Source organism: Blautia acetica, from assembly GCF_038739805.1.
Lineage (GTDB): Bacteria > Bacillota > Clostridia > Lachnospirales > Lachnospiraceae > Blautia.
On the sequence record NZ_JBBEWO010000010.1, the window covers coordinates 67878 to 92798 of the forward strand.

The following is a 24921-nucleotide window of genomic DNA, read 5'->3' on the forward strand; positions in this document are numbered from 1 at the left end:
ATGATAGTCATTGATAAGCTGTGTTACAATTCCCGGCTTAGATATGAAAATGCCAGTGAGAAATTTGCCTTTGCAGTGATTACACTGTGTATCTGTGTAATGAGTCGTTCGACTGCGGTGGCAGGTATCGTATTAGCTGTGACAGGGATTCTTACCGTTTGGAAAGGGGGAGTCCCTGTTTTGCGTTATCTTAAGTTTCTCACCGTACCTCTGGCATTTTTGTTTTTAAGTACCATAGCCATTATGTTCAATTTAAAACAGGTCCCCATGGATTTCTTTGCCATTCCCCTTGGAAACTGGTATCTGACGGCAAGCTACCATTCCTTTTTTTATGCGGTACAGCTGATTCTCACCGCTCTTTCCGCGGTTTCCTGCCTGTACTTTTTGTCCTTTACCACCCCAATGCCCGATATTCTGGAGGTTTTGCGGAAACTGCACTGTCCCCGTCTGCTGATTGAACTGATGCTGCTGATTTATCGGTTTATCTTCGTACTGCTGGATGTGGCTTCTGCCATTTCCACTTCCCAAAACTGCAGACTGGGAAATAAGGATTACCGGACGTCTCTGAAATCCTTCGGTATGCTGGGATCTGTGCTGATGATACGGGCGGTACAACGTTCCAACCGGCTCTACGACGCTATGGAAGCCCGCTGCTATGACGGCACCATACGGGTTCTGTCGGAAAACCGGCCTCCCAGGAAACGAATCATTGCTGCCATTGTGGCATTCGATACCGCCTTATTTATTTTTGCTGTATGGAGGAGATTTTTTTCATGAATTCAGATATGATATTAAAAGCCGATAATCTGCATTTTTCCTATGATGATGACAACTCCCACTCTTTAAACGGACTTTCCCTGGAAATCCGAAGGGGACAGAAAGTGGCCTTTATGGGAGCCAATGGCAGCGGAAAGTCTACGTTTTTCCTCTGCTGCACGGGAATCCATAAACCCCAGTCGGGAAAACTGTATTTTAACGGAGAAGAAGTGAACTATAACAAAAAGGGACTATTACATCTGCGCAGCAAAGTGGGCATTGTGTTTCAGGACCCGGACAACCAGCTTTTCTCTGCCAGCGTGTACCAGGAAATTTCTTTTGGAATTTTAAACCTGGGGATTTCCGAAGACCAGGCAAAAAAAGAAGTGGAGGAAGTCATTGATTATCTGGAAATCACTCCTTTTCGCCACAAACCCACCCATGCTTTAAGCGGAGGACAGAAAAAGCAGGTTTCCATTGCCGACATTCTGGTTATGCACCCGGACATTATTATTTTAGACGAACCTGCGGCAGCTTTAGACCCCAAACACACCACTATGGTCAACCACATTGTAGACCGCATGACAGAAAACGGCATTACGGTACTCATGGCCACTCATGACGTCAATTATGCCTATGAATGGGCGGACGAAGTCATGCTCTTTCACGAAGGCAGGGTGCTGATGCACGGCAGCCCCGCCGAAGTTTTCGGAAACCGGGCAGCTTTAAGGCAGACCAATCTGAAGCCCCCGGCGGTTCTGGAGCTTTTCGAAAGCCTGTGCAAAAAAGGGATTTTGAAATCCTCTCTTCCGCTGCCGAAAAATCTGAAGGCACTGGAACAATATATTGCAGAAGTAAATTTGAATCCACACTACGGAGGTAAGAAAATCATGTCAAACGAAACCAGAAAGGCCATTCTGGCAGTAAGCTTCGGCACCAGCCATAACGATACCAGGGAAGTCACCATCGACGCTATTGAACGGGATATGCAGCAGGCCTTCCCCCATTACCCTCTGTATCGGGCCTGGACCAGCAAGATGATTATCAAAAAAGTAAACAAGCGCGATAATATTCATATCAACACGGTAAAAGAAGCCATGGAACAAATGCGGGCAGACGGTATCACCGACGTGCTGGTGCAGCCCACCCATGTTATCAATGGAATTGAAAATGATTTGATGAAAGAAGACGCTTTGTCTTATCAGGAATATTTTCATTCTATTTCCTTCGGGGATCCCCTTCTTACCAGCGAGCAGGACAATCTGAGTGTCATCCAGGCTGTGGCTGAAGAATTTTCCCACCTGAAGAAAGAAGAAGTTCTGGTGCTTATGGGACACGGCACAACCCATTATGCCAACTCCATCTATGCGGCTTTGGACTATACCTTTAAAGATAAGGGATATGAAAACATTTTCCTGGGAACAGTGGAGGCCTATCCTACTATGGAAAGTCTTCTGCGTATGGTAAAGGCATATGAGCCTTCTAAAGTGGTTCTGGCCCCCTTTATGATTGTGGCAGGCGACCATGCGAAAAACGATATGGCAGGGGATGACCCGGAATCCTGGTACAGTCAGTTTAAAGCTGCCGGATACGAAGTAGAGCCGGTAGTCAAAGGACTGGGGGAATATCCAGGAATCCGGAAACTTCTGGTAGAACACTTACAGGTCTTAGAAGCCTAACAGTCAAAAAAGCTTGTGTATTCTTTGTGGCAGACGGATGCACAGGCTTTTTTCTTCCTAACCGCAAGATAAAAAGTGACATTTACCTCAGAATCGGTCATAGGAATCGCAACTCTCTTCTCTGTATCTATAGCCCCTTGTGACATCACTGCGTCCGTTACAAAACATGGCAGCGATGATGATTTTATCAGTTCGTTCATTGTAAATTCATCCGTCTGTACCAAAAATCTAGAGGCAGGCATTTTTTTCCGGCAGATAGTATCCCAAAAGCCCAGCTCTGAGCGCAAAAGAAAGTTGAATCCATTGATAATCTGAAATGACAGCTCTTTATATCTGGCAAGTTCATGATTTTTTGGTACGCAGACAAAGAGTTTTTCTTTCATATATTCTTTTATGACAAAATGCTCATCCTGAATCATAAAAGGCAAGATTGCAAAATCACATTCCTGGCGCTTTAAGGCTTCTAAAACTTCTTCATTCTGTCCTATCCCAGAAGAAATCGTCATTTCCGGATACCGGCCATTTAACTGCATGAGCAGTTTCCATAATGGCGCCGGGGCACAGGATTTTACAGTAATGGTCTTTCTTCTGGCGTTATACTCTCTCACTCTCCGAACTGCATGTTCCGCTTCATCCAAAACCTTTCTGGCATATTCCACAGCCATACTTCCTGTCTCATTTAGTTCAATTCGATTCTTTGTCCGGTGAAACAGTGGAACACCAAAGGCCTCTTCCACATTCTTCATAGAACGGGTAACGGACGGCGTAGAAATATGGAAATCCTCTGCTACCTTTGACAAAGTGCCTGTATCTGCAAAAGCAATCAGTTGTTCCAGTTCATTCAAATCCAACATCCTGTTTCCTTCCTTTCTTCCCTCTCTCTATTTACTTTTCATTTTCTGCAAAGCAGTTTTCCATATAAATATTGTACATTTTCTGTATTATCAAGTAAAGTATAACTTGTAAATAAAAATTACTTTTCATAAAAGGAGGTACTATCTATGGAATATGTTACTTTAAATAATGGAATTAAAATGCCGAAATTAGGATATGGAGTCTATCAGACACCTCCTGATGATACAAAAAAATGTGTCCTGGACGCAATTGCAGTGGGATACAGAAGTATTGACACAGCCCAGGCCTATGGGAATGAAGAGGGGGTTGGGGACGCTTTGGCCGAATGTGGCTTAACCCGTGAAGAATTTTTCCTCACAACAAAAGTATGGATTACAAATGCAGGTTATGAAAAAGCAAAAGCTTCTATTGAAGCCTCTCTGAAAAAGCTTCGCACAGACTACCTGGATTTGCTTCTGATTCATCAGCCGTTTGGAGACTATTATGGAACTTATCGCGCAATGGAAGAATTTTATAAAGCCGGAAAAATACGTGCCATAGGTGTATCCAACTTTGGTCCGGACCGGTATCTTGACCTGGAACATTTCTCTGAGATTAAACCGGCTGTAAACCAAATCGAAACTCATGTTTTTCAACAGCAGAAAACTGCCAGAGAATACATGCAGAAACTTGGCTGCCAGATTGAATCATGGGGACCGTTTGCAGAAGGCAGAAACGATATGTTCACCAATCCCATTCTGACCGAAATCGGAAAGAAATATAACAAGACGGCTGCCCAGACGGCTCTCCGTTTTCTCCTGCAGAGTGATGTGGTTGTGATTCCTAAGTCTGTTCATAAAGACAGAATGGAACAGAACTTTAACGTGTTCGACTTTACACTGAGCAGCGAAGATATGGCAGCCATTGAAACCCTGGATAAAGGCGAAAGCCTCTTCTTCTCTCACTACAATCCCAAGACTGTGGAGTGGTTTATGTCTATCTTATAACATTTTCGCATCCGTATCTGAATCTCTGACCGGGGCATAAAAAAGGAACTGCCGCGCATGATTTTGAATTGTGCAAACGGCAGTTCCTGAAAAAAAGTCTATTGTTTTAAAACAGCCTTAGCTAAGACTGCAAAGCCTCCGTACTTAAGGATTTCATAAGCGCACTTGATTCTTTTTATCCTCATCCATAACGCCTGTTCTGGTTTTATTTCTCATCCTCCAGCAATTGTATTTGCGTCACATGAGTAATTTTTGCAGGTGCTGTTTCCTGAATTTCTCCGGTAAAAGTGATGGAAACAGTATCACCTATGTCCAAATCTTCCACAGAGATTTCTGTATATCTCCACGTCATTTTTGTCTCCTCATCAATGGAAAAGACAAAATCTCCACGAAAATTTATATCATTTATTTCCAGCCCTGTTACTCGCAGAAAATTATTTTTTCTGTCCGAAATCTCAGCATAGAACGTTTCTGCCGTACCCCCATCTGCTAAATTTTCTATCTGTTTTCTTGCGCTTTGATTTCCAATGAAAAAAGAAATACCAGCAAGTATCACTGTATATAAAACGAAAACAACAACGAATAAAAGTTTCCTTTTCCGTTTCATAAAGCCAATCCTCCTTTTCATATCTGGATTTCATTTTTGTATATTTTACCTTGGTATAAATAAAATATTTTCTATTTTTCCTGGCCGGAAATCCACTGGGCCACCTGGGTCAGTGATTCCATTTTCCCGTACAGATAGGAACTTACCGGGGTATCATCCGTGAGAATATCCGGAATCATAATGACTTTCGTGCCTGCTTGGCTGGCAGAACGGATTCCATTATAAGAATCCTCCAAGGCCAGTACTTCCTCCGGCCATAGCTGCAGCTTCTCGCAGGTAAGCTGGTATATACGGGGATTAGGTTTCCCCTCTTTTACCATGTCTCCTGTAACAATTTCCTGAAAGTAAGAGAAAATCCCCTGTCGTTTCAATTCCGGTATCGTGTGCTCTCCATGGGTAGAAGTCGCCACAGCCATGGGAATCTGCCGCTGCTTTAAAAGTTCCAGAAGCTCTTTCAGTCCTTTCTTTTGCGGAATCCCATGTTCCCGTTCATAGGTATGATAAACCTCATGATAACGGTCTGTAAACTGCTGCAGCGGAAAATCCTCCCCGTATTTTTCCAGAAAATATTGATTTCTCTGGGCCCGGCTCATGCCCAGAGTGTGCAAAATATTGCTGCCAAAATTGGAGTATCCCAGTTCTCCTCCTGTGACTTCCCAACTATATTGAATCATTCGTTCCGTATCCAGCATCAGGCCATCCATATCAAAGATAACGCCTTTTACCGGAAAAAGCGGTGGTATATTCCAATTCATGCGGTTGTTCCTCCTGTCTGAAATTCTTTGCAACTGAGTATTTTTAAATTCCTATATCATAGATTTGTATCATTCATAAATAATAGCATGATACTTCAATATTGTCATTTCTTTTCTGCTTTTAAAGCGGTGAGAGATGCGATACTTTTCAGCAACAAAAAGAGGCTGCCCAAAGGCGGCCTCTTTTTGTAAAGTATTTAAAATTCATTTATTTTTTCCTTCTGCCCTTTCCTTTTAAAACGGCAATCAGTCCGGAAGAACCGGCTAACATGGAAGTCAGCAGACCCAGGTTTGCCATATCACCTGTTTTCGGTGACTTTTCCGTAGTTGTACTTGTTTTTGTAATTTTTTTCACAGTCACGGTAATGGTCTTTTCTGTGGAAGCTCCATTTTTATCTGTTACTTTATAAGTAACATGATAGGTTCCCGCTTTTGACGTGTTCACATCATTTGCTATAATGTTGTCTTTTGTCAAGGTGATTTTTCCGTCCTCTTTGTCTTCTGCTGTAACACCGGACAGAGGATTATAGCTGTCCCCTACCTTCAGCGTTATATCTTTGGCTGTAATGGTAGGCGGGGTATTTTCTTTTACTGTTACTGTAATGGTCTTTTCTGTAGAAGCTCCATTTTTATCTGTTACTTTATAAGTAACGTGATAGGTTCCCGCCTTTTTGGTATCTACATCATTTGCCGCAATGTTATCTTTTGTCAGAATGAGGTTTCCATCTTCCTTATCTGTAGCTGTCACATTGGTCAATGGGTCAAAGGTATCTCCAACCATCAGCGTAATATCTCCGGCTGTAATCACTGGTGGTGTATTCACGGCTTGAGTGGACCAGCCTGCATAAAGTGTAATATCTGCTGTCACCGGCGCAGAGAAGTCATATAAAGTGGTACATTCTTTATCCGTGTACCAACCAGTAAAAATATAACCTTCTTTCACAGGAACCGTTGGTTCCGCAGCCTTCTCTCCATTGCTGAGCATCTGGTCGTCCACCAAAGTACCGCCCATGCTGTCAAATTTCACAACACAGTCATCCACGGCCGTGATATCTGTATAAAAGGTCCATTTTGTTGAATTTATCTGACCGTCAAATCCTGCCTCTAATACCGTGGCTTTATCTTGTGCCGGGATCGTTAAAATATGTGTCTCTGAATCAAAGCAGGCATGTCCTTCTTTCTCCAGAACTTTAATAAAAGCAGGCGAAATGACCTGATTCAAATCTACCGATTTGCTTCCATCCGAATTTACTATGAAATAACCATTCAAATCAATAATCAGGTTTCCTGTATGTTCAGGCACTACATGACAACCAATATACTTCGTCATGCCAGCAGATATATAAACGGTTTCCTGATTCTGTGAATGATATCCTCTTTCCAGATTGTCACATCCTCTGAAATCCAGAGTTTTTAATGGAGGATTATTGTCGTAAGTCACGGATGTCAAAGTTTTAATATCAGACACATCCAGGGAAGTCAATTGATTGTCGGAACAACTCAAAACCTCTAAAGCCGGCGTATTCAAGGAAAGAGTTTGCAGTTCATTATTATAGCACTCTATACTTCTCACCTTTGAACCATCCACACTCAGAGAAGTCAGTTTATTCCCCTGGCACTTCAAGAGCTCCAAGGCCGGGGCGTCAATACTCAAAGTCGTCAGCCCATTGTTGGTACAACTCAGGTTTTTAAGCGCCGGTAAAGAAATTTTCAATGACGATAACTGGGAATTATAAGCCATGTGTATCGTATCCATTTTATTCAAACCGATTAAATCTAAATTGGTTATCTTGGTGTTCGCAATATATATACTTGTCAGTTCGGTAAAATACTGAATTCCCTGCAATGAAGTTATTTTCGGATTATTAATACTAAGCCGATCTATTTTACTTATTTCCTCTGGAGTTAAGACACCGTCCTCACCATAAGATTTTTTCTCCAGTTCTGCCCGAAAAACTGCATCCGGAAAATTCGTTTCATCAATTTTAATTCCTACTGGCTGAGTTTCCTCTGTTTTTTCCTCTGTTGGAGTTTCTTCTTTTGAGTTCTCAGGCTGCTGCGCTTCTGATTCTTCTTTTACCTTTTCCTGTTTCGGAGTGGTTTCTGTCTCAGTTTCCGATTTTTCCGGTGCAGGACTTGGAGCAGTCTCTTCCGTTTTTGGGGATTCCAGATTCTGCCCTTCCTCACTTGATGTTTCTTGTTTTTGCGTATCCTGTTTTTGCGTCTCAGTTTCCGTTTTTACTTCTTTTTTTGTGTCTTCCCCAACTTTTGTTTCTGCCTGTGTTTCTTTTGTAGAAAGTTCTTGCTGTACCACTTCCGTATGAACCTGTGCGGCAGATACAGAAGTCGGAATTCCTGTCAAAATTGTTGTTGCCCCAATTACAATTGCAGAACTCGTTGCTGCTGCTTTCTTAAAATTCATAGGCACCTTCTCCTTTTTCTAATTTTTATAGAAAGATTATAACACCATATCCCTAAATAAGAAAGCAAAATGTCGGATAAATCGCTATTTTATGGTTGATATCCGGCAATTTAACCATATATGCGGTAAAGTAATTCACAAAATATGAAAGACCACAGTACACTATTCCGTTTGAACTGGTATTTCAATCTGCGTAATATAATCATCAAAAGTGTCAATGACAAGCTCATTGAGGCCTTTTTCATAAGCAAAGCCGGAAAATTGTAAATAATGCTGCTCTGCATAGGAAAGAATTTCTTCATATCGGGTTGGAATTTTACTCCAATCTCCTTTACAAAAAGCCCTTAGATATTTCCCCTTGGGCTGTATGTGAAGTCCCTGTTTATGCGTTGGTTCTGGTAATTCAATATACAAAAAGGAATAGTCATTGAGATTGCCATTGTATAGATTTTTGACGGATAACATAGCTCCATAGGAAGCGTCATGTAAACGATGTAATTGATACTTTTTCGTTTCATCTACGACCATTTCTATTTCCTTTTCAAATGATGTAACCGTTGTGGTAGGGACAGTTACGAAATAATGTGCTTTTGTCTTTTCAACAATTTCGAAGCCGGACATATCTAACGTGCGGATATGCGTCATATTTTGCTTTTTCTCATTCATAACGGCTCGGATAGCTTTAAGATGAGATATGGTGTTGTCCAGCTCTGTTATTTTATCAGTCAACAGACTTTCTAAAGAAAACGCACACCGGTTATTCAAAAAGTGTTGTATTTCTGAGATTGACACATTTAATTCCCGCAGCATAAGAATGGTTTCCAGTAGGGAACTCTGCTGATATGTATAATACCGATAGCCATTCGGTTTTATCACAGCAGGTTTTAATATGCCGACTTTATCATACCACATGAGCGTTTTTTTGTTGATTTCGTGCAGTTTTGCAAATTGTCCGATTGTAAATAATTTATTTGTATCAAAAAACATAGAAAATCCCCCTTGACTGTACTGTTACTGTACGGTTTATTATATGCCATGAGAAGTAGCAAAGCAAGAAATGGAGGAAACAAGCAAAAATGAATGAACAGATTATCCTAAGAGAGTATCAGAAAACAGACCATCAGGCGCTGGAAAATATAGTGCGGGAAGCATGGAAGTATGACCGCTTTTGTTCTCCTAAGACAGCGGCAAAAATGGCAAAAGTTTATTTGAGCAGTTGTCTCACCAATCAGACCTTTACAAAAGTTGCAGAAATAAACGGTGAGCCAGTTGGTATTATCATGGGGAAAGATATTGAAAACCATAAATGCCGGCTTTCTTTGCGTATGAAATGGCTAAAATCTATCGTTTCGCTTTACATATCCAAAGAGGGACGAGAAATCTCAAAAATATTTGCGGCTGTGCAAGGAATCGATAAAGCATTGCTTTCTGCCTGTAAAGAGAAGTACAAAGGTGAGCTGGCGTTCTTTGCAATCAGTGAAAAATGTCGTGGCAAAGGATTGGGAAAAAAATTATTTCAAACTGTTGTTGACTACATGAAGTCGCAAGATATTTCCAACTTTTACCTGTTCACAGATACCAGTTGCAATTATCCATTTTATGAACACATGGGATTGACAAGACGGTGTGAGAAAAAGCAAATCATAGACATAAAAGGCGAAAAAGGGGATATGACGTTCTTTATTTATGATTATCAGATAGGAGAAAAGAAAGTCCAGTAAGTAGCAATCAAGGAGCGACAGCCTCAAGTGTTGTCGCCCCTTATAATCACGTTTGTTTCTTTCTATTATTTATTCATATAATTCAATTTCTGAAATACAGGTATCCTGCCATCTGGAGCCCTCATACACGGATTTAATATACAGAGAAACAAAGGATGCGTCTACAGGTTCATCAAAAGAAAGGCAGAATTTTTTCTTTTCGTCGGAAAACTTCACATCTTTCTTCTGTGTTTCTCCCACCTGTATCGTCAATTCTTTCGGTCTGGAATTATAATCCCAGAGTTCATCACTCCGCCAGTTTCCCAGATACAAAACTATATACCGTATTTTGTGGTTTCCATCCAACGTCAGTTTGATTCCCTTTCCCTCGCCTGAACCGTCTTCATTTTCCTGCCAGGAAGAGGCTGTGTCTCCATCAATGGCGCTTTTAGCACTGTAATCGTAAGAATCCGACTGTTTTACGGAATTTTCTTCTGTGGATGTGGGCTGAATTTTCTTATACTTGGAAAAATCCACATCTTCTGCAGAAACCAACTTGAAATACTCTTCTTTTTTCGTCTCTTTCTTATCCTCAGCTGCTGCAGGTTCTTCTGATGCTTTTTGAGTGTTTTCTTCTGATGCTTCTTTCTGCTTTGTATTTTCTGTATTTGCCGCAGAATCCAACTGCTGATAATATTCTTTTTCCTGCTGCTCCATTTCTTTCATTTTACGCAGACTAAGGAAAATGCCCGCTGTCAGACACAAAAGCAAAAACAGAACCGCCAAAAGAATCCTGCGTCTTCTGGCTTTCTTGCCCTCCGGCGTCAGATTTCGCTTTTCCTTTTCGTCCTCTTCATCCTCTTCTTCATCGTCCTCTTCTGCAAAAAAGTTTTCTTCCTCTTCTTCATTGCTGACGGTTTCAGCAACAGATTCCAGTTCACTGTGAGCCTGGCTCTCCTCCAGAAGTGCCTTTTCCGGCAGCGTTTCCACGGTTTCCGCCTCCAGGACTTCCGGCGTTTCTGTCATAACTTCTGTATGCACTGTGGGTTCTTCCGGTTCAGCCATATCCTCCGTATTTTCCGGCGCCTCGTTTTCTGTCTCGGTTACCGGCTCTATAAACTTTTCGGAGCTCTCATTGCTGTCTGTTTCCACAGCCCCATCTTCCGTTTTTTCTTCAGGAGCTGCCGCCTCTGTTTCTTTTTTTTCTTTGCGTCTGCCCCAGAACCCCTTTTTGCCGCTCTCCGGCTTTTCTGCTGCTTCATCCGAGTTTTCCGCAGATGTTTCCTCTTTTTTTAAGGCTTGCTCCGGCTGCTTTTTTTGCTCCTGAGATTTTCCTTCTTTTTCCCCTTTCAGAATCTGTTCCAGTTCCTCGTCCGATTTATAATAGGCCCAGACATCCGCCTCATCCATATATTCCGGAAATACGGCCTGTCCGCACCGGTCACAGTATAAATCCGCATCTGAAAGTTCTTTCCCGCATCTTTCACACTTCATAATGGTCCTTTCCCGGAAACCTTATTTCCAGTAATCTCTTTCATTGTCAATCATGTACAGTAATGCATTACAGATACATGCCGCAATGTTGCTGCCTCCCTTTCTGCCTCTGGCCACAATATAAGGAACCTCTGTATCCATAATCATTTCTTTTGATTGTACCACATTTACGAAGCCTACAGGAACCCCTATAATCAAATATGGAGAAATTTTTTTCTCTTCTATCAGTTCATATAGCCGAACCAATGCTGTAGGTGCGTTTCCAATGGCGAAAATCAACGGTTTTCCCATAGAAGCTGCTTTATCCATACTGGCAGTGGCTCTGGTGCTTCCCTGTTCTTTTGCCTGTTTTGCCACATCTTCATCCGACATAAAACAATATACTTCTCCGCCATATTTTGCCAGTGCTTTTTTATTGATACCGGCTTTTGCCATCTGGGTATCCGTTACAATACATGCTCCGTTTTTAATCGCCTCAAGGGCTTTTTCCACCGCATTTTCAGAAAAGCACAAGTTCTCTGCATAATCAAAATCTGCACTGGTGTGGATACATCTTTTTACAATCAATTCGGTTTCGGGAGTCAGCTTTTTCTCTCCCAGTTCTTCTGTAATAATTTCAAAACTTCTGGTTTCGATTTCTTTTGGTTTTACATTTTCCAGTTGCACTTTCATACTTGTCCGCCTTTCAAATTCCCTGTTCCAGAATCTCATATATTTTCTTCATATCCAAATGTTTCCGAAGTCCGTCTGCCAGTTTATCATACTGGGTTTCCTTAAACTGTGCAAAGTCCACGCTGGTCATCTGGGAAACATCCATTCCCTTGGCCTCCCCTAAGGCTTCCACAATTTTTTTCGCTACTTCTTCCTTATCAAAAATTCCATGCACATAAGAACCGTACACATTGCTGCAGGCCGCCCCGTCTGTTTTCGATTCCATTTTCACAGTATCTGTGATTTCTGTGAAAGGTTCTGCTCCTTCTGAAAGTATACTTTCTCCCATATGAATTTCGTATCCTTCCAGTTCCGTTCCCGTCAGAGTGTGGAGAATTCCCTTTACCTGTGGGAAACGGCCCTGCACTCTGGTTCTGGTCTTGGAGTCTCTGAAAATAGTATGCATAGGCAGAAGTCCCATACCTTTGATTTCGCCTCCGGCTTCTACATGGTCGGGGTCGGATAGAGACTCTCCCAACATCTGATATCCACCGCAAACACCGAAAATCACCTTGCCTTCCGCCGCTTTTTTCAGTACAGCTGCCTCCAGTCCGTTCTGACGCATCCAGAGTAAATCTTCCATGGTATTTTTCGTTCCGGGAAGAATAATCATGTCTGGATTTTTCAGTTCCTTTGCATGTTTGATATAGCGCACAGAGACGCCGGGGATTACCTCCAGGGCATTAAAATCCGTAAAATTAGAGATTCTCGGCACGCGTATCACTGCAATGTCAATAAGGTCCACTTCCTGGTTTCCTCCAAAACGCTCTGTCAGGCTGTCTTCATCCTCCACTTCCAGTTCCATATAAGGAGCCACGCCCACCACAGGAATTCCGGTTTTCTCCTCCAGAGCTGCCACACCGGGGTCTAAAATCGTTTTATCCCCGCGGAACTTGTTAATAATCATGCCTTTGACCATCTGCTGCTCGTCTTCCTCCAGCAGAAAAATAGTTCCCATAAGCTGTGCAAAAACACCGCCTCTGTCAATATCTCCTACCAAAAGAACCGGGGCTTTGGCCTGTCTGGCCATTCCCATATTTACAATATCTTCCTGTTTTAAATTGATTTCTGCCGGACTGCCCGCACCTTCAATAACAATAATATCATACTCTTCTTCCAGCTTATGATAAGCCTCCATTACCTTTGGCAGAAGCTGTTTTTTGTAAGCAAAATAGTCTCTGGCGCTCATGGTTCCCAGAACTTCCCCATTGACAATTACCTGGCTTCCAATGTCATTGGTTGGCTTTAAAAGAATGGGATTCATGAGCACAGAGGGTTTGATTTTTGCAGCCTCTGCCTGCATAACCTGCGCCCTTCCCATCTCTAAACCCTCCTCTGTAATGAAGGAATTAAGTGCCATATTCTGGGATTTAAAAGGTGCTACTTTATACCCGTCCTGTTTAAAAATTCTGCAGAGTCCCGCAGCCAGCAGGCTCTTCCCCGCATTGGACATTGTGCCCTGTATCATAATTGCTTTTGCCATAATCCCTCTTCCTTTCCACTTTGTCGCTGTATTGCATCTAACGCATCCAGCAGCTTTTTGTTTTCTTCTTTTGTCCGGACTGCAACCCGGTAGTATCCTTCCCCAAGTCCCACATAGTTGCTGCAGTCCCGAATAGAAATACCCTGTTTTAAGCCGTCTTCTCTTAAGTTTTCCGGTCCCTGAAAGAAAATATAATTTGCCTTTGAACCGTAAATACGAAGTCCTCTGGCCTTTAACCCTTTTAATAAAATCTCTTTTTCTATCTGAATTTTTTTTAGTGTTTCCTCTGCATAATCCTTTTCTTTTAAGGCTGCTTCGCCTGCTGCCTGTGCCACAACAGACACATTCCAGGGCTGCATGACGCGGTGCATATGTTCCAGGACTTCTGTGTTACTGCAAAATCCGTATCCCAGTCTGAGGCCAGCCATGGCATATTTTTTTGTAAAGGCCTTCACGAGAAACAGGTTGGAATATTCATCTAAAAACGGCTTCATCGTATAGTTTTCCGGTTGCTCTGTGAAATCCACAAAACACTCGTCCAATACCAGAAATGTGCCGCACTGCCTGCACTTTTCTGCAATCTTTTTTATATAATCCAAATCCTTTAAAACTCCTGTAGGATTATTGGGATTGCAGAAGAAAACCATATCTGTGTCTTCGGTAATCTTTTCTATAAAGTCCTGCCCCGGTACAAATTCTTCTTCTTCCCGCAGAAAGAAATGGCGAATTTCACACCCGGACGCCTGTAACGCCTGCTCGTATTCTGCGAAAGAAGGCGCTGGCAAAAGGGCCTTTTTCGGCTTTAATGCCAGTACCAGTCCGAAAATCAAATCCGCAGCTCCGTTGCCGCAGATAATCTGCTCCATAGGTACCTGTTCTTCCAAAGACAGAGCCTTTCGCAGCGCGGTGCACTCTACATCCGGATAACAATCTGCTTTTTCTACGGCTTCTTTTGCCGCCTTTTTAACGCCCTCCGGCATTCCATACGGATTACAGTTTGCCGAAAAATCCAGCATATGGGGATACCGGTATACATCTCCCCCGTGAATATGTAAATTTGCCATAATGTTCTCCTTTAAAGCAGTCCCCAAATTCCCACTGCCAGCAAACGCAAAGCAGCAAACACGAAGGTTCCCAGTCCGGCGCTTACATACAGCAGACGGTTGGCGCGCGGAATATCTTCACATTCTACGGCACGCAGAGGGTCTCCAATGGTGGGTTTTTCGTAAAGTTTTCCGAAATAGTATGCGTTTCCCGCAAGCTGAATATCCAGTGCACCTGCCATAACAGCTTCCGTCTGGGCAGAGTTTGGACTGGCATGGTTATAACGGTCTCTCTGAAAAATTTTTTTTGCATTTTTCCCGTCCATACCTGTAATATAAGCCCCTGCAATCATCAGCCAGGCTGAGATTCTGGCCGGAATATAATTAGCAATATCATCCAGCTTTGCCGCATATCTGCCAAAATACAAATATTTTTCATTTTTGTATCCCACCATAGAATCCATGGTATTAATTCCCTTGTACAGAAACATCAGAGCCGGACCTCCCACTGCCATATAGAACAGAGGTGCAATAATGCCGTCTGAGGTATTTTCTGCAATGGTTTCTACAGTGGCTTTTGTCACGCCCTCTTCCGTAAGTTCTGCCGTATCTCTTCCTACAATCATGGAAACTGCGTATCTGGCTTTCGGTAAATCTTTCTTTTTCAGTTCCCTGTATACCCGCATACTCTCGTCCCTCAAAGACTTTGTGGCAAGAAGCTGATAACAGAAAAAAGTTTCCGCCAAAAAGCCCAGAACCACATGGATTTTATATGCGGCACATAAAAGCAAAAGCGGTATCAGACCACTGCCCGCACAAATCAGCATTACCAGTACCAGCCCGGCTTTTTGTTCCCCCTGTTTTGTGGCAGGAAATACTTTCCGCAGCCATTTTTCCAGAAGAGAAATACTGTTTCCGATGATACGCACGGGATGGTAAAGCCACCTGGGGTCTCCCAGCAGCAAATCTATTAAAAAGCCCAAAATCAGGGCCGCTGCAGTCCACTTAATCATTGCCAAAAGTTCCTTTCTTCACCAGGCTGACTGCCTGTTCTTTCTTCCATACTTCTTCCTCAATCGTCAATTCATAGTACTCGCCGTTTCCAATCTGCCACTGAAAATATGCTCCCTTTGGAGAAGCAAAAGCACAGAGAATACTCATGATGGTTCCTCCATGCACAACCATGGCAGCCTGCTGAATCCCTCTTTGCAGGGCCTGCTCCACACACCGGGCGAATCCTCTGGAGCAGCGTTTTTTAAAGCTTTCCTGCGACTCTCCTTTTGGAAAAGGCAGAGTCCCGTTACTGTCTATCCAGGCCTGATACTCCGGACAGTCAGACAGTTCTTCGTAGGATTTATTTTCAAATAATCCAAAGTCACATTCTTTTAAAAAGGCATTGCTTTCCATGGAAATTCCCGGATAAATGCACTGTGCAGTCTCCATGCAGCGTTTCATAGGACTTACATACACCAGCTCTGCTTTGGGATATTTCCTCTTTTGAAGAGACTCTCTTCCTTCCCGGCACAAAGGCTCATCTGTCCTTGACCCGATGTATCTTCCTTTGGTGTTTCCATAAGTTTTTCCATGACGTATCAGTATGATTTTAAGCATTTTTTATCACCATTCCCATACCGCAGACAACCCGGATAACCATCTGACTTTCTGCAGCTATTTTTGTACAGATTCTCCCGGTTGTTTCTCTGTAAGTCCGGTCAAAAGCCTCCATGGGAACTACCCCGTATCCCAGTTCATTGGAGATAAGAATCAGTTCAGGATTTTCCTGTAAAAGCCTTTCGGTAATCCCGTCAAAATCCCATCCCAGCTTCAGCCCTTTCTGAATCCATTCATGAAAATGGTAAAGACAGGGAACACGGAAAAGTTCTTCAAAATCAGCTTCTTTTCCATCTCTCATCTGGTCTTCCTGAAGAGAAAACTGCTGTTTTGCGTATTCTTTTTTTCCCTGAAATGCACCGCCTATGATTAATTTCATCCTCGTATCCTTTCCTTTTTCTCTATAAAAATCTGCTGATAATTTCTCCCGCAACGCAGAAGAATGCCATAACCAGCTCACTCATCTGCATATGAAAACCCGCCAAATCTCCTGTAATGCCGCCGAACTCTTTCATAGACATTTTGTAGTAATACAGATATTCCAAAGCAGCTCCAAGAACCGCGCAGCCTCCAATGAGAGGGTCATAAGCCAGCATTGAGACAACGCAGAGAATTCCGTAAATCGCACATACCATTTTCACACATTGTTTCTGTGCTCCATCGGAAAAAGCGGCTGCCAGCCCTGTGTTTTTTGCCATGGGAAATGCGGCTATGGAAAAGCCTCCCAAGGCTCTGGAAAGTACAAAGCCAATGCAGACCACCGGCAGACTTTTCAGCGTTATTTCACTGTACACACCCAGGTATAAAAGGAAATACACCACTGCTGTAATAATAGCAAATGCGCCTGCATGGGAGTCCTTCAAAATTTCCAGTTTTCGTTCTCTGGGCTGATAAGAATGAAGAGCGTCTGAGGTATCCAAAAGCCCATCCAGATGGATTCCCCCACTTACCGCTACCGGTATCAGAACCAGAACAGCCGCATAAAAAACATGGCTGCTGACAAGAACTTTCCCAAAGTACCCCCACAGCCAGGTAAGTCCCCCGATAATCACGCCAATCAGAGGAAAAAAGCACATAATGTAGCGCATATTTTCTTTTGTCCATTCACTTTTCGGCATGGGTATTTTGGAATACATCGAAAACGCAATCTTAAAACTGTTCCACAATCGTCCCATTTATCTGTCCTTCTTTTCTGTAAATTTTTCTGCATTTCCCTTAAAAAACAGAGGAATTCCATAAACCACCTCAACGGCACAGTCCGCCATACCGACAATTTTTTGATTGATTTCCCCCAGATAGCTCTCGTATCTCTGTGTTTCTGTATCATAGGAAATGCCGTCTGAAAATATCTCATTTGTCACAATTACCAGCTGTTTTGCCTGGGTCTGCAGGCTGCGTACTCCCTCTAAAATTTCTTCCACGGTATGCTCTCCTGCCCCGTCTTTTTGAAACATTTCATTAGCCGTCAGGTTTGACATACATTCCAGAAGCACGCAGCTTTTGGGTGGAATTTTCAGATTTTTCAATCCGGTATAGCACTCTATGGTAGAGAACTTTTTTTCTGCCCGCATCTGGCGGTGGCGGGCAATTCGCTGGTGGCTTTCCTCATCAAAAGGAAACATGGTGGCAATGTAAATCCTTTCCAGGTCTCCAAAATCCGTAACTATTTTTTCGGCATAGGCAGATTTCCCGCTGCCGCTGCCTCCTGTAATGACTGTAATCATATACTGTGCTCCATCAATCTAAAGGATTGTAGGCCTCCATACCCCAGCCGCTGAAATCACTCATGCCATTGTACACAGCCAGTCCCGTATCCAGAAGGGGGAAGAGATTCAAAGCTCCGGTGCCTTCGCCCAGACACATATCGCAGTGCAGAGGTGCTTCCTTTCCAAGAGCTTCCAAAAGCAGGGAGCCTGCCGGTTCTTTGGATACATGGGAAGCCAGCATATATTCTTTTGCAAGAGGACAGATTGCTGCCGCTGCCAACGCTGCGGTAGCTGAAATTACACCGTCAATGATCACCGGCATCTGTAAGGCTGCACCGCCTAAAAACAGACCTGCAATGGCCGCAATATCAAAGCCGCCTACCTTTGACAGTACATCTAAGGCATCCTCTTTATCCGGCTTATGCAGGGCAATGGCGTCCTTGATAACCTGGATTTTTTTATGAAATCCCTGTGTGGAAAGTCCTGCGCCGCGTCCGGTCATAGTTTCCACCGGAAGGTCCAAAAGCACAGACGCAACAGCGCTGCTGGTGGTTGTATTTCCAATTCCCATCTCTCCTGTGGCAATGATATCATAACCTTTTTCTTTCATCATTTCCGCAATTTCGATACCTGTTTCCACAGCCTGGACAGCCTGTTCTCTGGTCATAGCAGGCTCTTTTGCCATATTTTTTGTGCCGTATGCGATTTTGCGGTTCAGGATACTAACCTCTGAAGCCACTCCCACATCTACAGGAAAAATATCACAGCCTACACTTTTACACATAATGCTGGAGGCCGCCTTTGTCTGAAGAAAATTCTCTGCCACCAGAGCTGTAATCTCCTGTCCGGTCTGGGTAACACCTTCCTCTACCACACCGTTATCTGCACACATGGGAACCAGCACTCTTCTGGGTTTCTGCACATCCGGGCTGCCTGTAATACCGGCAATCTGTACTACCATATCTTCCAGCTTTCCAAGACTGTGAAGGGGATGTGCAATGCTGTCCCAACGCTTTTGGGTATACGCTATAGCCTCTTGATTCAACGGCTTAATTTTTTCGATAGTCTCCTGTAAATTCATTTTATAAACCTTCTTTCTTATGTTTTCTGTAGGCTCTGCAGCAATCCGTAAAAGCCATAGGAAGCCGGGGATTTCCGTAATAATAAAAGTGGGGAAAGCCTGCCAGCATAGTATCTGTAACATGCAGGCAGTCCCAGCCTCTGCTGCTCTCCGGTTTTGCAGCATAACAGTCTGTACCGCAGTTTGTAGAATCAAAATAGTGAAATTCATGGGCCGGGCAGCTGCCTGTATCGGCTCCGAACAGCTTCCCGTTTTTGCTGTTCACCTGAATGTATCCGAAACGGGATAACCGGGGGGTGCGATAGGACTTTCCGGTTATGTGCCCAATACCCTTACAGAAATTTCCTTCCATATCTTCAAAAGTATCGTGTAGATACATAAAGCCTCCGCACTCTGCCAAAAGAGGCAGTCCCTGCTGCAGTTTTTTCCGGATTTCCAGCCGTAAAGTTTCGTTTTCTTCCAGTTTCTTTCCAAAAAGCTCCGGATAGCCGCCGCAGAGCAGCAGCCCGTCCAAATCATTTGGAAGATGCTCCTCATGCAAAGGAGAAAAATAACAGATTTTTGCTCCCATTTTTTCCAGAATCCGAAGATTGTCGGCATATAAAAAGCAGAACGCCTCATCTTTGGAAACCCCGATACACACCGGAGATTTCTCTTGTTTCATATTGGATGTTATTAAAAAATCCGGCGTTCTCACTTCCAAATCCGGGGCTGATTTCCCCAGTCGAAGCAGCCCGTCAAGTTCTACAGTATCTTCCAGAACAGCGGCAAGACGGTTCAGTTTTTCCCGAAGTTCCCCTATCTCATCCGGCAATACCAATCCCAAATGACGGCTCTTTAAATCACATTCTTCCACTGGGGGAATATAGCCGTACACCGAAATAGAAAGTTGGTCTTCTATGAGTTTTTTCACTCTGGGATACAGCATGGGGGACATCTGATTTAAAAGAACACCTTCTATCCCACTGTCCTTCTGATATTTTACAAACCCTTCGATATACGGCAGAATAGAAACACTCATGCCTTTGCAATTTACCAGTAATACGACAGGGGTCTTTGTCACCTTTGCCAAATCATAAGCGCTGGCTTTTGTGGTTGTGCCTCCCACTCCATCATAATATCCCATGACCCCTTCCATTACAGAAATCTCACATCCTCTGCTGTTTTCCTCCAGCAGATAGCGGGTGGTTTCCTCCTCTGTAAAAAAAGTATCCAGATTCGCTGAGGCAGTTCCTATCACTTTGGCATGGAACATGGGGTCAATATAATCCGGGCCGCACTTAAAAGAGGCCACAGAAAGCCCTCTGTTCTTAAAAGCCTGAAGAATTCCGCAGGTTACCAGTGTTTTTCCGCTGCCGCTGGCCCCTGCAGTGATTAAAAAACGAGGTATGTTCTTCATAAACGTTTCCTCTCTTATTCTGAAGCGCCAATTCCGGTACAGGAAATAATATAAATAGGATTTTCTCCCATCATCATATGGTAGCTGGCCACACTTTTTGCCTTGCTTGCCGCAATCTGTACAATCTCTGTATCCGTAAGCGGCAGCTCCTTTAAGCACTGTAAGGCTTCGGAAAGTGTCTCCAGTGCAATGCAGTTTATGACAATCCGCACACAAGGATTTTTTTTCAGAAGCAGACGGATAATCTCCTTCATATTTCCCGAAGAACCGCCGATAAACGCATGGGTACAAGGTTCCAAATCTTCCATGGCTTCCGGGGCCAGACCTTCTATAATTTCCAGATTTCCCACACCGAATTTTGCTTTGTTTTTCTTTAAAACCTCTACGGCAAGAGGTTTCTTTTCTATGGCGTAGACCTTTCCCGAAAAGGCCCGCACCGCCATTTCTATAGACACCGAACCAGTTCCTGCACCTATGTCATAGCAGACAGAATCTTCATATAAGCGCAGCTTGGAAAGCGATACAGTACGCACTTCTTCCTTTGTCATGGGAACCTTATCCCGCAAAAATGCACTGTCTGAAATGCCATGGGTAACAGGAAGTTTTTCATAATCGGAATTTTCCACATAGACTACGCTCAGAGAATCTGCTTCATATCCCAGGAAATCCTCCGGCCCTCCCTGTCTGATTTTTTCATCCTCATAGGACAGTCTTTCTCCGGTGTACATACGGACATTTTTCAGCCCCGACGCTATTAGCTTTTCTGCCAGTTCGGCAATCCCATCTGAGGTTCCCAGAATGGAAAATACCTTTTTGTGACGGCGGATAAGCCCCACAAGTTCTGTATGTTTTCCATGGACACTGGTAAGTATAGTATCGTCCCAGGTCTTTTGGATACGGCTCATGAAGTATACCGGAGAAGAAATTCCGCATATCACTTTTACCTGATTTCCCAACACCTGCAGAAGCTTTCTGGCGCCGCTGTAGAATCCGGTGTCTCCGGATAAGACAATGGCAATCTTCTCGTATTCGGGATGAAGACGGATATAATTTCCAATCTTTTCACTGTCATATTCCACATACACATCCTGTCCTCTTCCGACACAGGACTGCACCATACGTCTGGCTCCAATCAGCAAATCCGCTCCCCGGACAGCCTCTGCAGCTTCTCTGGTACGGCTTTTTTCACTTCCCATTCCAATCCCAACCAGAGTAATTTCTGCCTGAGAGGAAAGCGAAAATCTCTCACACAGCAGCCTTTTACACTGTATAAGAGAAATCCCTTCTTCTTTTAATGGTCTGCCAATCATCACCGGTATACAGCCGCAGCTTCTGGCAGCCTCTATCTTTTCCTGAAAGCCTCCGGTGCTGCCCGACATCTTCGTTACCAGATATTTACAGTCCAGCTGCCGAAGCATAGCTGCATTTAATTCCATAGAAAACGGTCCCTGCATACAGATAAGATTCCTGCCCTCAAAGCCTAGTGCTGCACACTGCTGCGCTACATTGGGAAGGGATAAAACCCGCAGAAATACCCGCTTTTTATAATCTGAAAGCGCCGTATATTTCTCCGCCTCTTTACTTCCTGTTGTCACCAGAATATTCCCTTTTGTATGTTCCAGAAGTGTAACGGCTTCCTCTACACTGCCCGCATAAAGGCTTTCTGTTTCCATGTTCTCTGCAGTATTTTCTCTTAGCACTCTCACATAAGGAGAGCCTGTTTGTTCACAGGCTTTTCTTATATTTTCTGTCACTTCTGCGGCATAGGGATGGGTGGCATCCAATACCAAAGGACTGCCCTTTTCCCTCATCAGCGATTCCATCTCCGGCTCTGAAAGGCGGTTATGGGAAACATCTAATGTATCGGAAGCGGGCAAAAGCTGCTCTCCATACTCCGTGGCTACGCAAATGAGCGCGGAAATCTTTCTTCGATTCAGAAATTCTGCTATCTGCCGGCCTTCTGTTGTCCCGGCAAAAATAATGACTTTACACATTTTTGTAGCCTCTCGGTGTTACCATTTTTCCATTGATTTCTTTTGTCTGGGAGTTTCCTACAAACACCGTGGTAAACATATCCACTCCGGTATTTTTCAGCTCTTCCAGTGTCATGACCTGCATACTTTCCCCTTCCCGTCCAATGTTTCCTACAATTCCGCAAACAGTATCGGGAGACTTATACTTCATCATTAATGTACAGGCTTTTTCCAGATAATCGTGCCGTTTTTTGCTGGAAGGATTGTACAGGCAAATCACAAAATCCGCCTGGGATGCTCCCAGCAGACGGGCCTCAATTTTCTCCCATGGAGTGAGCAAATCGCTTAAACTAATCAGGCAGAAATCATGAATCAGCGGCGCTCCAAGAACAGCCGCTCCCCCTGTAGCTGCAGTGACACCCGGAATAATTTCCAGTTCTACCTCCGGATATTTGACTCCCACTTCGTACATCAGACCGGACATGCCGTACACACCTGCATCTCCGCTGCAAATCATGGAAACCGTCTTTCCTTTCATGGCTTCTTCAAAGGCCAGAACACAGCGGTCTACCTCTTTTTTCATCGGTGTTGTCATAAATTCTTTTCCCGGAAAATGGTTTCTTACCAAGTCTACATACACGGTATATCCAATAATCACATCACTTTTCTGCAAAGCCTGTGAGGCTTCAATAGTCATTTTTTCATAGGCACCGGGCCCGATACCTACCACATATAATTTATTCAAAATTCACACTCCATTTCTTCATCGCAAGGGCTACAGTCACGCCGTCCTGTGCATATTTTCTCTGTATCAGTCTTCCTTTTCCCTCTCTGCTGCTGCCAAGAAGAGCCGCTCTTTCACACACATTATCCACACCTGTTGTCTCTTTTACAAAATCAGACTGGGCATATGTGCCTTCTACTTCCTGTAGTTCCTCGGCCGTGTAGGTAATAAAAGGAAGGTTTCGTTCCTGACAGTATTCCAAAATCCCCTGTTCTTCTTTCTTTAAATCAATGCTGGTTACCTGTTCCATAGCCACAGAAGGAATCAGCAGTTCGTCACAGGCTCTGCGGATTACATTTTCCACTGTTCCCTTTGGGGTTTCCTTTTTACAGCCTACTCCTGTGGTAACCACCCTGGGTATCAAATAAAGAGTGTGTACAAAAGGATGTTCCAAATAGCCAGAGGTAACGCAAATACCAAGCTCCGGCTTTTCTTCTTCCTCTTCTCCACACAGCTTCAGCTCTGCAGGAAGTTCCCCAATCCACGGAAAGTCACTGGCAAATCCCACCTGTTTTCCGGCCAGTACAGCGGCAGAAATTTCTTTTGCCAGCACCATATCTGAGATATAGCAACCATTCTTTTTTGCAAAGATATCCACTGCAAATTTATCATTTAAGTCCGTAGCCGTTGTGACTACCGGCTGGGCATGCACAATCTCACCAACCTCTTCTGCCAGTTCATTGGCTCCTCCCAGATGCCCGGACAAAAGGGAAATGGAAAAACGTCCCTGTTCGTCTACCACCACCACAGCCGGATCCATCTTTTTACTTTTTACAAAAGGAGCAATGCTGCGCACAGCTATGCCGCAGGCCCCCACAAACACAATGGCATCACTGTCCTGAAAACGCTGTCCGGTCCACTCGTGGATGGATTCATCCACCGGTTTTGCAAACTGTTTTACGTTTCTGAAATCTCTGGATTCTTCATCCAGCTGGGACTCATCCAGCACCTTTTTAGTATACTTGCTTTTCGTATAAGATGTCACTTCATAAGAACGTTCTTTTAATACCCAGTACAGCATTTCACTCAGCCGGTATCCGGACTGGCTGAAGCTGATAATTGATATTTTCATAATCTACCTCCATAGTTCTTGGGCAAGATTTTGTGTCTTATAACGGGGAATTTCCTTCTCTGAATTCTGTAGTAAATTCCGGGTCATACAGCTTGGAACGGTCATAAGAATGATGGGCCACCACATCGCCGATAATCATAAGAGCCGTCTTCGTAATATGATTTTCCCTGGCTGTCTGCGCAAGGGTGTCCACCGTGCACACGAAAGATTTTTCATCCTCCCAGGTGGCTTTATAGACAATAGCAGCCGGTGTATCCGGACGGTATCCTCCCTCTATCAGTCTCCTGGAGAGTTCTTCCAGCATACCCGTACTTAAAAATACAACCATGGTAGCCTGATGAGCAGCAAAGGATTCGATGCTCTCTTTTGGCGGTACCGGCGTCCTTCCAGCCATTCTTGTAATGATAACGCTCTGAGATACATTGGGAAGTGTATATTCCAAATCCAGGGCAGAAGCCGCACCGCAGAAAGAACTGACTCCCGGACAGTAATCATAGGAAATTCCTTTTTCATCCAAAACATCCATCTGCTCCCGAATAGCCCCGTAAAGACAGGGGTCTCCTGTGTGAAGACGCACAGTCATTTTCTCCTCTTTTTCTGCCTGAAACATAACCTCCAGCACTTCTTCCAGCGTCATTTTCGCGCTGTTATAAATTGCACAGCCCTCTTTTGCGTATTCCAAAAGCTGAGGATTTACCAGAGAACCGGCGTAAATGACCACATCTGCTTCCTCCAGAAATTTCTTTCCTCTAAGTGTAATCAAATCTGCAGCTCCACTTCCTGCACCCACAAAATGTATCATGT

The 24921-nt window shown here is 43.8% G+C and carries 24 protein-coding genes and 1 pseudogene; 5 read left to right on the forward strand and 20 right to left on the reverse strand.

The annotated features are described in order from the left end of the window. The 3 genes and pseudogenes from cbiQ to WBS51_RS08490 all read left to right on the forward strand — a co-directional run bounded on the left by cbiQ (position 1) and on the right by WBS51_RS08490 (position 2435). Positions 1 to 777: a cobalt ECF transporter T component CbiQ gene (cbiQ, locus tag WBS51_RS08480; RefSeq protein ID WP_173749600.1), complete on the forward strand. Its 777-nt coding sequence runs from the start codon at positions 1 to 3 to the stop codon at positions 775 to 777. Between the two features lie 8 nt (positions 778 to 785). Next, positions 786 to 1376: pseudogene (locus WBS51_RS08485) on the forward strand (energy-coupling factor ABC transporter ATP-binding protein); the annotation flags it as partial. A 270-nt stretch (positions 1377 to 1646) separates the two neighbouring features. Beyond that, positions 1647 to 2435: a sirohydrochlorin cobaltochelatase gene (locus WBS51_RS08490; protein WP_294461181.1), complete on the forward strand. Its 789-nt coding sequence runs from the start codon at positions 1647 to 1649 to the stop codon at positions 2433 to 2435. Here WBS51_RS08490 and WBS51_RS08495 read toward each other — a convergent pair. Beyond that, on the reverse strand, positions 2432 to 3289 hold the full coding sequence (locus WBS51_RS08495; RefSeq protein ID WP_294461142.1) for a LysR family transcriptional regulator: 858 nt from the start codon (positions 3287 to 3289) through the stop codon (positions 2432 to 2434). The two genes, WBS51_RS08490 and WBS51_RS08495, sit on opposite strands and share 4 nt — an antisense overlap. Before the next feature lie 147 nt (positions 3290 to 3436). On the opposite strand from WBS51_RS08495, the gene WBS51_RS08500 reads away from it, so the two are divergent. Beyond that, positions 3437 to 4276, forward strand: coding sequence for an aldo/keto reductase (locus WBS51_RS08500; RefSeq protein ID WP_294461143.1), 840 nt, complete (start codon positions 3437 to 3439; stop codon positions 4274 to 4276). 205 nt (positions 4277 to 4481) lie between these two features. Here WBS51_RS08500 and WBS51_RS08505 read toward each other — a convergent pair whose 3' ends face one another. The 4 genes from WBS51_RS08505 to WBS51_RS08520 form a co-directional block, all read right to left on the reverse strand. Continuing rightward, complete coding sequence (locus WBS51_RS08505) at positions 4482 to 4883, reverse strand: DUF3221 domain-containing protein (protein WP_173749603.1); 402 nt, start codon at positions 4881 to 4883, stop codon at positions 4482 to 4484. A 71-nt stretch (positions 4884 to 4954) separates the two neighbouring features. Further along, a complete protein-coding gene (locus WBS51_RS08510; RefSeq protein WP_173749604.1) occupies positions 4955 to 5638 on the reverse strand; it encodes an HAD family hydrolase in 684 nt (227 codons plus the stop codon). A gap of 208 nt (positions 5639 to 5846) precedes the next feature. After that, entirely contained in the window at positions 5847 to 8060 is a 2214-nt protein-coding gene (locus WBS51_RS08515) for an immunoglobulin-like domain-containing protein (RefSeq protein ID WP_294461151.1), read from the reverse strand. Positions 8061 to 8222: 162 nt separating this feature from the next. Further along, positions 8223 to 9047 (reverse strand): MerR family transcriptional regulator, encoded by an 825-nt coding sequence (locus WBS51_RS08520; RefSeq protein ID WP_291683235.1) that lies wholly within the window; start codon positions 9045 to 9047, stop codon positions 8223 to 8225. Between the two features lie 89 nt (positions 9048 to 9136). Here WBS51_RS08520 and WBS51_RS08525 point away from each other — a divergent pair, with 89 nt between their 5' ends. After that, positions 9137 to 9781: a GNAT family N-acetyltransferase gene (locus tag WBS51_RS08525; protein ID WP_173749607.1), complete on the forward strand. Its 645-nt coding sequence runs from the start codon at positions 9137 to 9139 to the stop codon at positions 9779 to 9781. Positions 9782 to 9850: 69 nt separating this feature from the next. Here WBS51_RS08525 and WBS51_RS08530 read toward each other — a convergent pair whose 3' ends face one another. The 15 genes from WBS51_RS08530 to cobM are packed head-to-tail and all read right to left on the reverse strand — an operon-like array spanning position 9851 to position 24919. After that, positions 9851 to 11254, reverse strand: coding sequence for an NADase-type glycan-binding domain-containing protein (locus tag WBS51_RS08530; RefSeq protein ID WP_291683234.1), 1404 nt, complete (start codon positions 11252 to 11254; stop codon positions 9851 to 9853). Positions 11255 to 11275: 21 nt separating this feature from the next. After that, positions 11276 to 11926, reverse strand: a complete 651-nt coding sequence (locus tag WBS51_RS08535) for a precorrin-8X methylmutase (protein ID WP_173749609.1) — start codon at positions 11924 to 11926, stop codon at positions 11276 to 11278. Between the two features lie 13 nt (positions 11927 to 11939). Then, the gene (locus WBS51_RS08540) at positions 11940 to 13448 is read right to left on the reverse strand and encodes a cobyric acid synthase (RefSeq protein WP_173749610.1); all 1509 of its coding nucleotides are present in this window, start codon (positions 13446 to 13448) and stop codon (positions 11940 to 11942) included. Beyond that, complete coding sequence (locus WBS51_RS08545) at positions 13430 to 14512, reverse strand: pyridoxal phosphate-dependent aminotransferase (RefSeq protein ID WP_294461156.1); 1083 nt, start codon at positions 14510 to 14512, stop codon at positions 13430 to 13432. Before WBS51_RS08545 ends, WBS51_RS08540 begins: the two co-directional genes overlap by 19 nt. Positions 14513 to 14523: 11 nt before the next feature. Next, a complete protein-coding gene (gene cbiB, locus WBS51_RS08550) occupies positions 14524 to 15504 on the reverse strand; it encodes an adenosylcobinamide-phosphate synthase CbiB (RefSeq protein WP_173749612.1) in 981 nt (326 codons plus the stop codon). Next, complete coding sequence (locus tag WBS51_RS08555; RefSeq protein ID WP_294461159.1) at positions 15497 to 16102, reverse strand: histidine phosphatase family protein; 606 nt, start codon at positions 16100 to 16102, stop codon at positions 15497 to 15499. The genes cbiB and WBS51_RS08555 overlap by 8 nt, the downstream gene beginning before the upstream one ends. Further along, positions 16095 to 16481: a bifunctional adenosylcobinamide kinase/adenosylcobinamide-phosphate guanylyltransferase gene (locus WBS51_RS08560; protein ID WP_173749614.1), complete on the reverse strand. Its 387-nt coding sequence runs from the start codon at positions 16479 to 16481 to the stop codon at positions 16095 to 16097. The genes WBS51_RS08555 and WBS51_RS08560 overlap by 8 nt, the downstream gene beginning before the upstream one ends. Positions 16482 to 16503: 22 nt before the next feature. Next, positions 16504 to 17277, reverse strand: a complete 774-nt coding sequence (locus WBS51_RS08565; protein ID WP_173749615.1) for an adenosylcobinamide-GDP ribazoletransferase — start codon at positions 17275 to 17277, stop codon at positions 16504 to 16506. Continuing rightward, positions 17278 to 17826: a bifunctional adenosylcobinamide kinase/adenosylcobinamide-phosphate guanylyltransferase gene (locus WBS51_RS08570; RefSeq protein ID WP_291683232.1), complete on the reverse strand. Its 549-nt coding sequence runs from the start codon at positions 17824 to 17826 to the stop codon at positions 17278 to 17280. A 13-nt stretch (positions 17827 to 17839) separates the two neighbouring features. Continuing rightward, on the reverse strand, positions 17840 to 18889 hold the full coding sequence (gene cobT, locus WBS51_RS08575) for a nicotinate-nucleotide--dimethylbenzimidazole phosphoribosyltransferase (protein ID WP_294461164.1): 1050 nt from the start codon (positions 18887 to 18889) through the stop codon (positions 17840 to 17842). A gap of 1 nt (position 18890) precedes the next feature. Then, entirely contained in the window at positions 18891 to 20288 is a 1398-nt protein-coding gene (locus WBS51_RS08580; RefSeq protein WP_291683230.1) for a cobyrinate a,c-diamide synthase, read from the reverse strand. Between the two features lie 14 nt (positions 20289 to 20302). Continuing rightward, positions 20303 to 22282 carry a precorrin-6A reductase gene (gene cobK / locus WBS51_RS08585; protein ID WP_291683229.1) on the reverse strand — a complete coding sequence of 660 codons (1980 nt, stop codon included), beginning with the start codon at positions 22280 to 22282 and terminating at the stop codon, positions 20303 to 20305. Beyond that, entirely contained in the window at positions 22275 to 23006 is a 732-nt protein-coding gene (gene cobJ, locus WBS51_RS08590) for a precorrin-3B C(17)-methyltransferase (protein WP_173749620.1), read from the reverse strand. The genes cobK and cobJ overlap by 8 nt, the downstream gene beginning before the upstream one ends. Further along, a complete protein-coding gene (locus WBS51_RS08595; RefSeq protein ID WP_173749621.1) occupies positions 22999 to 24117 on the reverse strand; it encodes a cobalt-precorrin 5A hydrolase in 1119 nt (372 codons plus the stop codon). Before WBS51_RS08595 ends, cobJ begins: the two co-directional genes overlap by 8 nt. A gap of 37 nt (positions 24118 to 24154) precedes the next feature. Then, entirely contained in the window at positions 24155 to 24919 is a 765-nt protein-coding gene (gene cobM / locus WBS51_RS08600) for a precorrin-4 C(11)-methyltransferase (protein WP_173749622.1), read from the reverse strand. Positions 24920 to 24921: the final 2 nt, after the last annotated feature.